Below are 14,130 nucleotides of genomic sequence, written 5' to 3'. Positions count from 1 at the left end.
CCTCGGAGCCCGCCATGTCCACCGCCACGCTGCTGCTGTTCATCCTGGCCTCGGCCGTCGCCATCGTGACGCCCGGCCCGACCGTGCTGCTCGCCATGAGCAACGGTTCGCGCCACGGCGTGCGCACCGCCTGCTGGGGCATGGGCGGCGCGGTGCTGGCCGACTTCATCCTGGTGGGCGCGGTGGCCTTCGGCCTGGGCGTGGTGCTGGCCGCTTCCGAGGTCGCCTTCCATGTCATCAAGTGGGCGGGCGCGGCCTATCTGGCCTACCTGGGCTGGAAAATGCTGCGCTCGGACGCCGCGCTGGTGCTGCCGGCCGCCGAACCCGGCGCCGCGCGGCCGGCGGGCCTCAAGCTGGGCCTGCGCAGCTTCGTGGTGGCGCTGACCAACCCGAAGGCGCTGCTGTTCATGTCGGCCTTCCTGCCGCAGTTCATCAATACCCAGGCGCCCCTGCTGCCTCAGTACGCCACCGTGGCCGCCGTGCTGGCGCTGATGAACATCCTGACCATGCTGGCCTACGCCACCCTGGGCGCGCAGCTGGTGCGCGCCTTCCGCGGCTCGGGCCTGCGCTGGCTGAACCGGGTCTGCGGCTCGCTCATGATCGGGCTGGCCGGCACCCTGGCGCTGTACCGCCGCAGCGGCGCCTGACGGTCGTCACCGTCCGCCCGGATATTGGGGACACACATCAATGGGTCGCCGCCCCGGCAACCCGCTAAAATAACGGCCCCCCGCCCTGCCGCGCTAAAATTGCGCAGTATTTGATCATTGGCGCCGGCTCGCGCCCACCGAGGTATTCCATGTCTTCCCCCAAAGTCGGCTTTGTCAGCCTGGGCTGTCCCAAAGCCCTGGTCGACTCCGAACGCATCCTGACCCAACTGCGCACCGAAGGCTACCAAGTCACGCCCGAGTACAACGACGCCGACGTCGTGGTGGTCAACACCTGTGGTTTCATCGACAGCGCCAAGGCCGAGTCGCTGGAAGCCATCGGCGAGGCGCTGGCCGAGAACGGCAAGGTCATCGTCACCGGCTGCATGGGCGTCGAGGAATCGGTGATCCGCAACGTGCACCCCAGCGTGCTGGCCGTGACCGGCCCGCAGCAGTACGAGGAAGTGGTGCGCGCCGTGCACGAGGCCGCGCCGCCCAAGAAGGACCACAACCCCTACCTGGACCTGGTGCCGCCGCAGGGCGTCAAGCTGACCCCGCGCCACTACGCCTACCTGAAGATCTCGGAAGGCTGTAATCACCGTTGCAGCTTCTGCATCATCCCGTCGATGCGCGGCGACCTGGTCAGCCGCCCGGTGGGCGACGTGCTCAGCGAGGCCGAGCGCCTGGTCAAGGCCGGCGTCAAGGAACTGCTGGTGATCTCGCAGGACACCAGCGCCTACGGCGTCGACGTCAAGTACCGCAGCGGCTTCTGGAACGGCCGCCCGGTGCGCACCCGCATGACCGAGCTCTGTACGGCCTTGTCCGAAATGGGCGTCTGGACGCGCCTGCACTACGTCTACCCGTACCCGCACGTGGACGAAGTGATTCCGCTGATGGCCGAGGGCAAGATCCTGCCCTACCTGGACATCCCGTTCCAGCACGCCAGCCCGCGCATCCTCAAGGCCATGAAGCGTCCGGCGTTCGAGGACAAGACGCTGGCGCGCATCAAGAAGTGGCGCGAGATCTGCCCCGACCTGACCATCCGCTCGACCTTCATCGTCGGCTTCCCCGGCGAGACCGAGGAAGACTTCCAGTACCTGCTGGACTGGATGCAGGAAGCCCAGCTCGACCGCGTCGGCTGTTTCCAGTATTCGCCGGTGGAAGGCGCGCCCGCCAACCTGCTCGACAACCCGGTGCCGGACGAGGTCAAGCAGGAACGCTGGGAACGCTTCATGGAACTGCAGCAGTCGATTTCCACCGCGCGCCTGGCGCGCAAGGTCGGCCGCGAGATCGACGTGCTGATCGACGAAGTGGACGAAGACGGCGCCGTGGGCCGCAGCGCCGGCGACGCGCCGGAAATCGACGGTTGCGTCTACGTCAGCTCGGACCGCACGCTCAAGGCCGGTGACATGGTGCGCGTGCGCGTCACCGATTCCGACGAATACGACCTCTGGGCCGAGACGGTCTGAGCGTCATGCACGCCGGCGGCATCCGCCGCCGGCTGCCTTCAGGCTTCCAGCAGTTTCAGTCCCGCCACGCCGCCCACGATCAGCGCGATGCACGCCAGCCGCGCGACGGACGGCGAATCCCCGAACAGCGCGATCCCCAGCACCGTGATGCCCACGGAACCGATGCCGGTCCACACCGCGTAGGCGGTGCCGGCAGGCAGATGCCGCATCGCCAGCGTCAGCAGGAAGATGCTGCCCAGGGCCGCGGCGATGCCGATGGCGCTGGGCCAGAAGCGCGTCCAGCCGTCGGCGTACTTCAACGCCAGCGCCATCACGATTTCCACCGCGCTCGCGGCCAACAGGATCCACCAGGCCATCGCGGCCTCCCTTCGAGATTGGAATGCGGCCAGCTTAGGGCCTATAGTTACCCAGGCACAAGTACGCACCTTTTGGTAACCATGAAGGGCCCGACATGGCTGTCTCTCCCGCTTCCTCCGGCGACGTCTTCGACGCCGCCTGCCCGTCGCGCCGCGCGCTCGAGCTGATCTCCGGCAAGTGGGTGCCGCTGGTCCTGCCGGCGCTGGCGCGCGGCCCGCTGCGCAACAACGAACTGCTGCGCAAGCTCGACGGCATTTCACAGAAGATGATGACGCAGACGCTGCGCGACCTGGAGCGCCACGGGCTGGTGCGGCGCGAGGACATGCGCACCGTGCCGCCGCACGTGCGCTATCACCTGACCGACCTGGGGAAATCGCTGAACGTGGCGCTGGTGGCGCTGGATCGCTGGGCCGAAAGGCACCACGCGCAGCTGGACGCGGCGGCGCGCCGCCACGACGCGGCCGCCGCGCGCCGGGCCTGAAGCCGGCAACCCCTCAGTGCTTGGCCAGGAAATCCGACATGTCGTCCGCGTGCTCTTCCTCGACCGCCAGGATTTCTTCCAGCAGGCGGCGCGTGGTCGAATCCTGCTCGCCGATGTAGTCGATCATCTGCCGGTAGCTGTCGATGGCGATGCGCTCGGCGATCAGGTTTTCCTTGATCATTTCCTCGAGCGTGGCGCCCTCGATGTACTCGGAGTGGCTGCGCTCGAGCAGGCCCGTGGGCGACAGGTTGGGCTCGCCGCCCAGCTGCACGATGCGTTCGGCCAGCTTGTCGGCGTGGTCCTGTTCCTGGGTGGCGTGCTCGGCGAATTCCGCCGCCACCGGCTCGGCGTTCAGGCCGCGGGCCATGAAGAAGTGGCGCTTGTAGCGCAGCACACAGACGATCTCGGTGGCCAGCGCTTCGTTCAGCAGCTTGAGCACGGTCTTGCGGTCGGCGCGGTAGGTGTCGGTGACGGCGCCGGACTCGATGTCCTGGCGCGCCTTGGCGCGGATCGCCTTCACATCCATGTCGAAGGGGCGGCTCGCCTTGTCGTGGTTACGGGTCGTGTTTTCCATATCGTTAGCTCCTTGTGGGGTTGGCAATACGACGCTGGACTTCCAGTCGTTCCGAACAACCCAGTCTACCGGCCATGCGAAAAGATGCTGTGTCCAAACATTGCCCATGGCCCCGAATCCGGCCTTCACGCTCCCCGAAAAAACCCGTCCGGCGCTTCTCGTAAACTATCGGCTTCCCGGACGGCCCGTGACGCAATCTGTAACGGGCCCGGCAATAAGTAGCTTCATATGACCCTGAAGAACATCTGCGTGTATTGCGGCTCCAATCCCGGCGCGCGCCCCGAATACCTGGAACAGGCCCGCGTGCTGGCCCGTGAGCTGGTCAAGCGCGACCTCGCCCTGGTCTACGGCGGCTCGGTCGTCGGCATCATGGGCGTGATCGCCAACGAGGTGCTGGCCGGCGGCGGCCGCGTGATCGGCGTGATCCCGGAACTGCTGCAGAAGAAGGAACAGGCCCATCGCGGCCTGACCGAGCTGCACCTGGTGCAGAACATGCACGAGCGCAAGGCCATGATGATGGAAAAGGCCGACGGCTTCATCGCGCTGCCCGGCGGCGCCGGCACGCTGGAGGAGTTCTTCGAGGTCTGGACCTGGGCCCAGCTCAGCATGCACCAGAAGCCCTGCGGCCTGCTGAACATCGCCGGCTACTACGACGCGCTGATGCAGTTCGTCGACCACGCCGTCGACGAAGCCTTCATGCGCCCCCAGCACCGCGACATGCTGGTGGTGGAAAGCGACCCGGCGACGCTGCTGGACCGCTACGCCATCTACGAGCCGCCCAACGTTTCCAAGTGGTTCGAGCCGGTCAAGCCCGAGCATCGCGCCCCCTAACCCGCCCCCAAGGAAAGCCCCGCAATGACCACCGGTTCGTCGTCTCCCGCCAGCACCGAGTCCGTATTGCGCGATTACTTCCACGCCAAGGACGAAAACCGCCCGCACTACATGGCGCGCGCCTTCGCGCCGCAAGCGGTGCTGAAGATGGCCCTGCGCACGCAGGCCATCGCGTTTCCGCCCGAGTCCCACGGCCTGGCCGCGATCACCGACACCTTGGTACGCAAGTTCGGCCAGACCTACGACAACGTCTACACCTTCTACCTGGCGCGGCCCGAGGCCGATGCGCGTCTGTCTGATTATTCCTGTGACTGGATCGTCGGCATGACCGAAAAGGCCACGGGCAATGTGCGCGTGGGCTGCGGCCGCTATGCCTGGACCTTCCAGCCGGAGCCGTACCGCGCCACCCACCTGACCATTACGATCGAGACCATGGTGACGCTGCCGCCCGCCGACGCCGAAGCGGTATTCGGCTGGCTGCTGGCGCTGGACTATCCCTGGACCAACGCCCAGCGCGTCGTCGCGGGCGCGCCGCCGCTTGAAGGCCTGGCGCCAGTGGTGCAGTATCTGCTTCACCCCATGTAGATCGGCATCGGATTTTTTCTTGAAATACGACATCGCAGCTTTTGATTTCGACGGAACCCTGGCGGACACCATGCCCTGGTTCAATTCCATCCTCAACACGGTGGCCGACAAGTACGGCTTTCGCAAGATCGACGCCGCCGAGCGCGATCAACTGCGCCATCGCGACGCCTCCGAGATCCTGAAGTTCCTGGGCATCCCGCTGTGGAAACTGCCCGCCATCATGGCGCACGTGCGCACCTTGATGCAGGAGATCGATCCCGGCGTGCACCTGTTCGACGGCATCCCCGACGCGCTGGCCCGCCTGAAGGCGGGCGGGCTGCGGCTGGCGGTGGTCAGCTCGAATTCGCTGGAGAACGTGCAGCGCGTGCTCGGACCGGACACCGCCGCGCTGTTCGACGACTATGAATGCGGCACCGACCTGTTCGGCAAGGCCGCCAAGATCGACCGCCTGCTACAGCGCCACGGCACCCCGCCGGAACGCTTCCTGCTGGTGGGCGACGAGATGCGCGACATCGACGCGGCCCGCAAGGCCGGCGTGCGCGTGGGATCGGTGGCCTGGGGCTACAACCACGTCGACGCGCTGCGCGACCGCGGCCCCGATGAACTGTTCATGCAGGTCGCAGAACTGCCCGCCGCGCTGGCCTGACGCGGCGCCCCGACAAGGACACGCCCATGGCCCGCAACGTCGAAATCAAGGCAAGGGTCGCCAGCCTGGCGGCCCTCGAATCGCTGGCCGCGGCGCTGTCCGGCAAGGCGCCCGTCGCCATCGCGCAGGACGACACCTTCTTCGCCTGCCCCGACGGCCGGCTCAAGCTGCGCGTATTCGCCGATGGCAAGGGCGAACTGATCTTCTACCGCCGCGCCGACGACACCGGTCCCAGGGAGAGCTTCTACGTCATTTCGCCGACCGCCTCGCCCGACACCCTGCGCGACGCGCTGGGGCTGGCCTATGGCGTGATCGGCCGCGTGCGCAAGCAGCGCCTGCTGTTCATGGCCGGCCGCACCCGCATCCACCTGGATCGGGTCGAGGGACTGGGGGATTTCCTGGAGCTGGAAGTGGTGCTGCGCGACGGCGAAAGCGTCGAGGCCGGCATGGCCGAGGCCCATGAGCTGCTGGCCAGCCTGCGGATCGCGCCGGACCAGCTGTTGTCCGGCGCCTACCTGGACCTGCTGGCCCAGCGCCCCTGAGAACGGGCCGCCCGCCCCGCGGCGGCCGGCCCCTGGCGGCAATGGCGAAGACCGGCCTCAGGCCGGCTGCCAACCCCGCACGAACACATCCACCGGCTGGCGCTTGCCGCCGGCCTTCTGCAACTCCAGCAGGCGCAGCACGCCCTCGCCGGTCGCGATGTCGATGCCTTCGGCATCCGCGCGCAGCACGCTGCCGGGCGCGGCCGCGGCGGGCTGCGGCAAGGCCTGGGCGCGCCACACCTTCACGGGATCGGCCAGGCCGGGCAAGCGGATGCTGGCGCCCGGCACCGGATTGAAGGCGCGCACGCGGCGCGCCAGCAGTTCCGCCGGCTGGCTGCAATCGAGCGCGGCCTCGGCCTTGTCCAGCTTGGCGGCGTAGGTCACGCCGTCCTCGGGCTGCGGGGTCGGCGTCAAGCCGCCCTGGGCCAGCGCGGCCAGGGCCGCCACGATCGCCTCGCCACCGGCCAGCGCCAGCGCGTCGTGCAATTGCGCGGCATTGGTCTCGGCGCCGATCGGCACGACCCGCTCCAGCAGCATGTCGCCGGTATCCAGGCCCGCGTCCATCTGCATGATGGTCACGCCGGTGCGCGCGTCGCCTGCCTCGATGGCGCGCTGGATCGGCGCCGCGCCGCGCCAGCGCGGCAGCAGGCTGGCATGGATGTTCAGGCAACCCAGGCGCGGCAGGTCCAGCACCCATTGCGGCAGGATCAGGCCATAGGCCGCGACCACCATCACGTCGGGCGCGATGCGCTCGAGCAGGGCGCGGGCCTCGGCGGCTTCCTCGGGATAGCGGCCATCCAGCCGCAGGCTGCGCGGCTGGGCGACCTCGATGCCGGCGTCGAGCGCGGCCTGCTTGACCGGGCTCGGGGTCAGCTTGAGCCCGCGTCCGGCCGGACGGTCGGGCTGGGTCATGACCAGGGGAATGTCGTGGCCGGCGGCCCGCAGGGCGTCGAAGGCGATACGGGCGAATTCCGGCGTGCCGGCGAAAACTAGGCGCATGGGGGGTCGGACCGGAAAGAAGGAAACGGGCGTCAGGCGCGCAGCGCTTCGCGCTCGGCCTTTTTCAGCTTGGTCTTGATGCGGTTCTGCTTCAGGTTGGACAGGTATTCGACGAACACCTTGCCTTCCAGGTGGTCGAGCTCGTGCTGCACGCACACGGCCAGGAGGCCGTCGGCCTCGAACTCGAACGGCTTGCCGTCGATGTCCAGCGCCTTGCAGCGGATGCGCGAGGCGCGCTCGACTTCGTCGTAGATGCCGGGGACCGACAGACAGCCTTCCTCGTAGATCTTGTAATCGTCGCTGTGCCAGGTGATCTCGGGATTGATCAGCACCAGCAGCTGATTGCTTTCTTCGGAGACGTCGATGACGACCACGCGCTCGTGCACGTCGACCTGCGTCGCGGCCAGGCCCACGCCCGGCGCGTCGTACATGGTGTCGGCCATGTCGCGCACCAGTTGGCGGATGCGGTCATCGACCTCGGCGACCGGCTTGGCCTTCTTGTGCAAGCGCGGATCCGGGTAGCGAAGAATAGGGAGTAATGCCATTGAAAAGGAATCGTCGGTAATAGTGCCTGACCAACAGTTTAATTCATTAGATTCTTGATTTCTAATAGTTTTCGGCTAACCCGGGGATTATCCGGCCCCACCCGCCCCCGATTTACGGCCCCTTCCGGCCGGGACCATTCGATCCCCCTTGCCGGGACCGCCGTGGCCGCCATGCGACACTCTCGAACGATCGGCGCCCCAAGGGCGCCCACCCTCCCGTTTCCTTCGCGCCGGCCCGCCGGCGCCCTTGCCATGCCGCTCACCCATACCGCCGCTGAATTGTCCGCCTGGTTGCGCCTGTCCCTGGAGCCCGGTATCGGCTCGGCCACGGCCTGCACCCTGCTGGGCGCGCTGGGCCTGCCGGAACAGATCTACGCGCAGCGCGCCTCGGCCCTGGCGCGCCAGCTGCCGGACGCGCTGGCCCGTCAGCTGGCCGCGCCCATGCCGGCCGAGATGGCCGCGCAGGTCGACAGCGCGCTGCAGTGGGTCGAGGCGCCCGGCCATCACATCCTGACGCTGGCCGATCCCACCTATCCGCAAAGCCTGCTCACCATCGCCGACCCGCCCATCCTGCTCTACGTCAACGGCGACCCGGCCTATCTGCAGGGGCCGGCGCTGGCGGTCGTGGGCGCCCGCAACGCGACCCCCGGCGGCCAGGAAAACGCCCGCGCCTTCTCCCGCTACCTGGCCGGCAATGGCTGGCGCGTGGTCAGCGGGCTGGCGCTGGGCATCGACGCGGCGGCCCATGAGGGCGCGCTGGAAGCCGGCACCGGCGGCGCCGGCACGGTCGCGGTGATGGGCACCGGCATCGACCGCATCTACCCGGCGCGGCATCGCGACCTGGCGCATCGCATCGCCGCGCACGGCGCGCTGGTGTCCGAATTGCCGATGGGGACCGGCGCCCTGCCGCAGCACTTTCCCAAGCGCAACCGCATCGTGGCCGGCCTGGCGCGCGGCGTGCTGGTGGTCGAGGCCGCGAAACAGAGCGGCTCGCTCATCACCGCGCGGCTGGCGGGCGAAAGCGGGCGCGAGGTGTTCGCCATTCCCGGCTCGATCCACTCGCCGCTGTCGCGCGGTTGCCATGCGCTGATCCGCCAGGGCGCCAAGCTGGTGGAAACCGCGGCCGACATCACCGACGAATTGGGCGGCGGCCCGCGGCCCGGCGCCCGCCCCGCCGCGCCGGCCGAGGAAGCCGCCCCCCATCCGGTGCTGGAGGCGCTGGGCTTCGACCCGCTGCACCCGGACGCGATCCAGGCCCGCTGCGGCCTGGATACCGCCGACCTGCAGGCGCAATTGCTGGAGCTGGAGCTGGCCGCGCGCGTGGCGCGCCTGGACGACGGCCGCTTCCAACGCCTGAAATAAGGGACCGCGCCACGGGCAAGGCCGGGGCCGGCCAGCGCCCGGACAACCCTTGGCCCGGCCGCGAGCGGGGCCGGATGCGATGGCGCTAATATTGGCGTTGGCGCCGAGCCGCCGCCGCGGCCGCCCCCGATACCGATACAGGAAGAGACATGGCATTGCCCACACGCGTCAAGATCGTCGAGGTTTCGCCCCGCGACGGTCTGCAGAATGAAAAGGAATTCGTCCCCACCGACATCAAGGTGGAACTGATCGACCGCCTCGCGGCCGCCGGTTTTCCCAACGTCGAGGCGGCCTCGTTCGTGTCGCCCAAGTGGGTGCCGCAGATGGCCGACGGCGCCGACGTCATGGCGCGCATCCAGCGCCGCCCGGGCACGATCTATTCGGTGCTCACGCCCAACATGAAGGGCTTCGAGGGCGCGCTGGCGGCCGGCGCGGACGAGATCGTCATCTTCGGCGCGGCCAGCGAGGCCTTCTCGCAAAAGAACATCAACTGCTCGATCGCCGAATCCATCGCGCGCTTCGAACCCGTGGTGCAGGCCGCCCGCGAAGCCGGCATCCGCGTGCGCGGCAGCATCAGCTGCGCGCTGGGCTGTCCCTACCAGGGCGAAGTGCCGATCGAATCCGTGGTCGACGTGGCCCAGCGCTACCTGGCCATGCAGGTCGACGAGATCGACGTGGCCGACACCATCGGCGTGGGCACGCCGCAGCGCGTGCGCGACGTGATGGCCGCGGTCACCCGCGTGGTGGACCCGGCGCGCGTCTCCGGCCACTTCCACGACACCTACGGCCAGGCGCTGGCCAACATCCTGGCGTCGCTGGAGACCGGCATCTCGATCTTCCACGCCTCGGTGGCCGGCCTGGGCGGCTGCCCCTACGCCAAGGGCGCGACCGGCAACGTCGCGACCGAAGACGTGCTGTACATGTTGCGCGGCCTGGACATCGACACCGGCGTCGACTTCGACGCGGTGGTGGATATCGGCCAATGGATGTCGGCCAACCTCAATCGCAAGGGCTCCAGCCGGGCCGGCAACGCCATTGCCGCCAAGCGGGCCGCCTGACGCGAAACGCCGTAGAATGGCTGCGCGCGTTTCGCGTGAGCGCCCGGGTCGACCGGCGCAAGTCTTTCCGCAACGCTACCGGAACTCCGCAGCCGCATGACGTCCCCCGTCCCGTCCCCCTCGCCCGAGGAACACGCCGCCCTGCTCCGCGCCCTCGGCCCGCTGCCCCTGTCGGGACAGGCGTGGCCCGATTGGGTGCGCATCCTGACCTGGGTGATCCTGGCGGTGCTGGGCGTGCAGGTGGTCACCACCGCCATCCGCGCGCCGGGCCAGCCGCTCGAAAGCTCGATGGCGCTGGTGGTGGGGCTGTGCTTCATCGGCCTGCTGTTCGTGTCCTGGCACATGCAGACGTCCATCACCACCATCGACGAGCGCGGCTTGCGCCAGACCTGGTTCTCGCGCCGCGAGGTGGCCTGGGAAGACGTGCGCGAAGCGCGCTTCGTGCCGATGATCTTCTCCAAGCGGCTGGTGGTGTTCACGCACCGCGGCCGGCCCGTGATCTTCCAGGGCGGCACGCGCGAGCTGCGCGCTGCCTTCACCCAGATCGCGCAGGTGTACCGGCGCCGCTGACGGTCCGGGCAGAAGGCCCGCCACACCATGCGCGCCCAATAAAAAAACCGATGCCGCGGCATCGGTTTTTCATTGGCGCATCCGACCGGCGCGCCGGACCAAGACGCGCTCAGCGGATCGGCAGCGCGTACATCAGGCCGCCCTGCGTCCATTGCGCATTCAGGCCGCGCTTGATCTTCAGCGGGCTGCCCTCGCCGACGTTGCGCTCGAAGCTCTCGCCGTAGTTGCCCACCTGCTTGACGATGTTGTAGGCCCACTTCTCGTCCAGCCCCAGGTTGGCGCCGCCGCCGGGCGTCACGCCCAGGATGCGCTTGATGTTGGGGTTGTCGCTCTTGGCCTGCTCGTCGACGTTCTTGGAGGTCACGCCGTATTCCTCGGCCTCGATCATGGCCGACAGCGACCAGCGCACGATGTTCAGCCAGGCGTCGTCGCCCTGGCGCACGAACGGACCCAGCGGTTCCTTCGAGATGATCTCGGGCAACACCACGTAGTCGTCGGGCTTCTGCAGCTTGGAGATGCGGATCGAGGCCAGGCCCGAGGCGTCGGTCGAAAACACGTCGCAGCGGCCCGCGGCAAAGGCGTTGACCACTTCGTTGAAGGTCTCGATCACCACCGGCTTGTAGGTGACCTTGTTGGCGCGCGCCCAGTCGGCCAGCGTGTTCTCGTTCGAGGTGCCAGTCTGCAGGCAGATGGTCGCGCCGTTGATTTCCTTGGCGCTCTTGACGCCCAGCGACTTGGGCACCAGGAAGCCCTGGCCGTCGTAGAAGTTGATGCCCGCGTGGATGATGCCCAGCGCGGTGTCGCGCTGCTGGGTCACGGTGGTGTTGCGGGTCAGCACGTCGACTTCGCCCGACTGCAGCGCGGTGAAGCGCTGCTGCGAGTTCAGCGGAACGACCTTGATCTTGTCGGCGTCGCCGAACACGGCCGCGGCGATGGCGCGGCACAGGTCCACGTCCAGCCCCTGCCACTTGCCCTGCGCGTCGGGCGCGGAGAAGCCCGCGAAGCCCGTGGTGGTGCCGCAGGTGACCGCCCCGCGCTGGCGCACGACGTCCAGCGTCGCGGCTTGTGCCCCTTGTGCCGCGGCAAACAACAACGCCGCGCCCGCCAACCCTTTTGCAATGTTCATGACTTGTTTTCCTGTTGTACCGGGACGCGCAGGCGCCCTGTTGTAGCGGGGCGCGCAAGCGCGCCGAGGCGAGAAGCTTATCGGCATGAAGCGCCCGCGCCAAATAACAAGCGCTTATTTGGGTATATCACGCCGCCAGCGAAATCGACACCGGCTGGTTGGCCTCGCAGGCGTCCAGCGCGCGGCTGAGCCGCTGCATGCCCTGCGCGATCTGGCTTTCGTTCATGGTGGCGAACGACATGCGCATGGCGTGCAGGTCGGCCTTGCCCGCGTCCGCGTAGAACGCCTTGCCCGGCACATAGACCACTTCGTGCTCGATGGCGTATGGCAGCAGGCGGGTGGCATCGACCTCGCCGGTCAGGCGCGCCCAGAAAAACATGCCGCCCTCGGGCTTGCGGAACGTGATGCGGCCGTCGAGCTCGCGCGTCAGGCCTTCGGCCATGGCGTCGCAACGCAGGCCATAGGCGGCGCGGATGCGCGGCACGTGTTCTTCGTAGCGGCCGTTGGCCAGGTATTGCGCCACCACTTCCTGGATCCAGGCGGACGAGGCCATGTCGTCGGCGGCCTTGGCGCCGACGCAGCGGCGGCGGATCTCGGGCGGGGCCACCAGCCAGCCGATGCGCAGCGCGGGCGCCATGGTCTTGGACATGCTGGCCAGGTACACGGCCCAGTTGCGGGCTTCGCCCTCGGCCAGCGCCATGATCGGCGGCACGGCTTCGCCGGCAAAGCGCAGTTCGCTGTAGGGATCGTCCTCGACGATCAGGAAGCGGTGCTTGACCGCCAGTTCCAGCAGCCGCAGGCGGCGCTGGCGCGAGATGGTGGCGCCACAGGGATTGGAGAACGAGGCCACCACGCAGACGATCTTGGGCTTGATGCGCGCGGCCAGTTCGTCCAGCGCGTCGATATCGACGCCGTCCGGGCCGGACGGCACGGTGTGCACGGTGGCGCCGGTGTAGCGCAGCGCCTGCACGGAATTGGGAAACGCGGGCGATTCGATGATGGCGTGGTCGCCGGGCTGCAGCATCACGCGGCTCAGCAAGGCCATGGCCTGCTGCGAACCGCCGGTGACGGCCAGTTCGGTGTCCGGATTGCAGGGCAGGCCGCGCGCCGCCGACAGGCGCGCCAGTTCGTTGCGCAGGCTGGCCTGGCCATCGATGTTGGAGTACTGCAGGCAGGCGCCCAGGCGCGCCAGCACCTGGGTCGACGCGATCGTCAGGCCGTCCACGTCGAACAGCTCCTGCGCGGGATAGCCGCCCGCCAGCGAAATGGTGCCGGGGCGCATCGCGTAGGGCATCAGCGAGCGGATCGGGGAAGCGGGGGGATTCAGGAAAGGCGTGGCAAAAGCGTACTCGGGCGCGGCGCTGGACATGGCGGAAGGGACGACGAGGAGAAAGGAAGGACCCGCGCCGTGCAGGGACGGCGCCGGCGGGTTTAGAACATTGAAATCTAAACAAATATCGACAAATTCTAAGCCTGCCGCTCAGACAGGGTCAACGAAGACGCGCCCGCGCGCGGCCCGGTGTGGCGAAACGGTGCACGCGCGTCCTACACTATGGGACATTCCGTTCCCAAGAGACCCGCATGACCGATGTAGACACCATGGCCAGCCGCCTGGCCCGGATCCGGCAACGCATCGCCCAGGCCTGCGAACGCGCCGGCCGGACGCCGGACAGCGTGACGCTGCTGCCCGTCAGCAAGACGTTCGAGGTGGATGCCGTGCGCGAGGCCATGGCCCTGGGCCTGACCCGTTTCGGCGAGAACAAGACCCAGGAACTGCGCCAGAAGGCGGCCGCGCTGGCGGGCCAGGGCCTGCAATGGGTCCTGATCGGCCACTTGCAGACCAACAAGGCCAAGGACGCGGCGCGCGACGCCACCGAGCTGCAATCGCTCGACCGGCTCGACCTGGCCGAGGCCCTGCACCGCCGCCTGGTCAATGAGGGCCGGACCCTGGACGTGCTGGTGCAGGTCAAGACCTCCAGCGAACCCAGCAAGTACGGCATGGCCCCCGACGACGTGGCGGCGTTCCTGCGCCGCGTCACGGCGGACTTCCCCACCCTGCGGGTGCAGGGCCTGATGACGATGGCGGCCAATTCGCCCGACCCGCTCGAAGTGCGCGCCTGCTTCCGCGGCCTGCGCGAGCTGCGCGACCGCCTGCGCCAGGAAGGCATCGCCGGGGTGTCGCTGGAGCGCCTGTCCATGGGCATGAGCGGCGATTTCGAGCTGGCGATCGAGGAAGGCTCGACCGAAGTGCGTATCGGCACCGCCCTCTTCGGCGCCCGCAGCTACCCCGATCCGCAATAAGCCGCTGTTTCCGGGGTCGTAAACGAGCGCACATTGCCGG

At 68.3% G+C, this 14,130-nt stretch carries 17 protein-coding genes; 11 read left to right on the top strand and 6 right to left on the bottom strand.

The genetic code is table 11. The features are described 5' to 3' along the window. Window positions 1-14: 14 nt before the first annotated feature. Together I6I07_RS09250 and rimO are read left to right on the top strand one after the other, a co-directional pair. The gene (locus tag I6I07_RS09250) at window positions 15-647 is read left to right on the top strand and encodes a LysE family translocator (protein ID WP_198486410.1); all 633 of its coding nucleotides are present in this window, start codon (window positions 15-17) and stop codon (window positions 645-647) included. Window positions 648-796: 149 nt separating this feature from the next. Further along, a complete protein-coding gene (gene rimO / locus I6I07_RS09245) occupies window positions 797-2,113 on the top strand; it encodes a 30S ribosomal protein S12 methylthiotransferase RimO (RefSeq protein ID WP_198486409.1) in 1,317 nt (438 codons plus the stop codon). Between the two features lie 38 nt (window positions 2,114-2,151). Here rimO and I6I07_RS09240 read toward each other — a convergent pair whose 3' ends face one another. Next, on the bottom strand, window positions 2,152-2,469 hold the full coding sequence (locus I6I07_RS09240; protein WP_054474875.1) for a DMT family transporter: 318 nt from the start codon (window positions 2,467-2,469) through the stop codon (window positions 2,152-2,154). Window positions 2,470-2,564: 95 nt separating this feature from the next. On the opposite strand from I6I07_RS09240, the gene I6I07_RS09235 reads away from it, so the two are divergent. Next, complete coding sequence (locus I6I07_RS09235) at window positions 2,565-2,951, top strand: winged helix-turn-helix transcriptional regulator (RefSeq protein ID WP_198486408.1); 387 nt, start codon at window positions 2,565-2,567, stop codon at window positions 2,949-2,951. A 13-nt stretch (window positions 2,952-2,964) separates the two neighbouring features. Here the strand turns inward: I6I07_RS09235 and I6I07_RS09230 are convergent, their stop codons facing one another. Beyond that, entirely contained in the window at window positions 2,965-3,525 is a 561-nt protein-coding gene (locus tag I6I07_RS09230; RefSeq protein ID WP_198486407.1) for a ferritin-like domain-containing protein, read from the bottom strand. A 228-nt stretch (window positions 3,526-3,753) separates the two neighbouring features. Between I6I07_RS09230 and I6I07_RS09225 the strand changes: the two genes are divergently transcribed. Genes I6I07_RS09225 through I6I07_RS09210 form a run of 4 tightly spaced genes read left to right on the top strand, consistent with a single transcriptional unit; the run spans window position 3,754 to window position 6,129 of the window. After that, entirely contained in the window at window positions 3,754-4,356 is a 603-nt protein-coding gene (locus I6I07_RS09225; RefSeq protein ID WP_198486406.1) for a TIGR00730 family Rossman fold protein, read from the top strand. A 24-nt stretch (window positions 4,357-4,380) separates the two neighbouring features. Continuing rightward, the gene (locus I6I07_RS09220; protein WP_198486405.1) at window positions 4,381-4,941 is read left to right on the top strand and encodes a hypothetical protein; all 561 of its coding nucleotides are present in this window, start codon (window positions 4,381-4,383) and stop codon (window positions 4,939-4,941) included. Window positions 4,942-4,960: 19 nt separating this feature from the next. Next, the gene (locus I6I07_RS09215; RefSeq protein WP_198486404.1) at window positions 4,961-5,587 is read left to right on the top strand and encodes an HAD hydrolase-like protein; all 627 of its coding nucleotides are present in this window, start codon (window positions 4,961-4,963) and stop codon (window positions 5,585-5,587) included. A 26-nt stretch (window positions 5,588-5,613) separates the two neighbouring features. Beyond that, complete coding sequence (locus I6I07_RS09210; protein WP_198486403.1) at window positions 5,614-6,129, top strand: class IV adenylate cyclase; 516 nt, start codon at window positions 5,614-5,616, stop codon at window positions 6,127-6,129. A gap of 57 nt (window positions 6,130-6,186) precedes the next feature. On the opposite strand, the gene fmt is transcribed toward I6I07_RS09210, so the two are convergent. Both fmt and def read right to left on the bottom strand, forming a co-directional pair. After that, a complete protein-coding gene (fmt, locus tag I6I07_RS09205; protein ID WP_198486402.1) occupies window positions 6,187-7,128 on the bottom strand; it encodes a methionyl-tRNA formyltransferase in 942 nt (313 codons plus the stop codon). Between the two features lie 32 nt (window positions 7,129-7,160). After that, window positions 7,161-7,673 (bottom strand): peptide deformylase, encoded by a 513-nt coding sequence (gene def, locus I6I07_RS09200; protein ID WP_006391779.1) that lies wholly within the window; start codon window positions 7,671-7,673, stop codon window positions 7,161-7,163. A 252-nt stretch (window positions 7,674-7,925) separates the two neighbouring features. Here def and dprA point away from each other — a divergent pair, with 252 nt between their 5' ends. The 3 genes from dprA to I6I07_RS09185 all read left to right on the top strand — a co-directional run bounded on the left by dprA (window position 7,926) and on the right by I6I07_RS09185 (window position 10,663). Next, entirely contained in the window at window positions 7,926-9,035 is a 1,110-nt protein-coding gene (dprA, locus tag I6I07_RS09195; protein WP_198486401.1) for a DNA-processing protein DprA, read from the top strand. Between the two features lie 149 nt (window positions 9,036-9,184). Continuing rightward, the gene (locus I6I07_RS09190) at window positions 9,185-10,093 is read left to right on the top strand and encodes a hydroxymethylglutaryl-CoA lyase (RefSeq protein WP_006389909.1); all 909 of its coding nucleotides are present in this window, start codon (window positions 9,185-9,187) and stop codon (window positions 10,091-10,093) included. A gap of 96 nt (window positions 10,094-10,189) precedes the next feature. Continuing rightward, window positions 10,190-10,663 (top strand): hypothetical protein, encoded by a 474-nt coding sequence (locus I6I07_RS09185; RefSeq protein ID WP_198486400.1) that lies wholly within the window; start codon window positions 10,190-10,192, stop codon window positions 10,661-10,663. Window positions 10,664-10,772: 109 nt separating this feature from the next. Here I6I07_RS09185 and I6I07_RS09180 read toward each other — a convergent pair whose 3' ends face one another. Continuing rightward, window positions 10,773-11,789 (bottom strand): amino acid ABC transporter substrate-binding protein, encoded by a 1,017-nt coding sequence (locus I6I07_RS09180; protein WP_006391783.1) that lies wholly within the window; start codon window positions 11,787-11,789, stop codon window positions 10,773-10,775. Between the two features lie 127 nt (window positions 11,790-11,916). Further along, the gene (locus I6I07_RS09175; RefSeq protein ID WP_198486399.1) at window positions 11,917-13,158 is read right to left on the bottom strand and encodes a PLP-dependent aminotransferase family protein; all 1,242 of its coding nucleotides are present in this window, start codon (window positions 13,156-13,158) and stop codon (window positions 11,917-11,919) included. 212 nt (window positions 13,159-13,370) lie between these two features. Between I6I07_RS09175 and I6I07_RS09170 the strand changes: the two genes are divergently transcribed. Further along, entirely contained in the window at window positions 13,371-14,090 is a 720-nt protein-coding gene (locus I6I07_RS09170; RefSeq protein ID WP_198486398.1) for a YggS family pyridoxal phosphate-dependent enzyme, read from the top strand. Window positions 14,091-14,130 lie beyond the last annotated feature (40 nt).

Source organism: Achromobacter deleyi, from assembly GCF_016127315.1.
Lineage (GTDB): Bacteria > Pseudomonadota > Gammaproteobacteria > Burkholderiales > Burkholderiaceae_B > Achromobacter > Achromobacter insuavis_A.
This window is presented reverse-complemented; position numbering and strand designations above follow the sequence as displayed.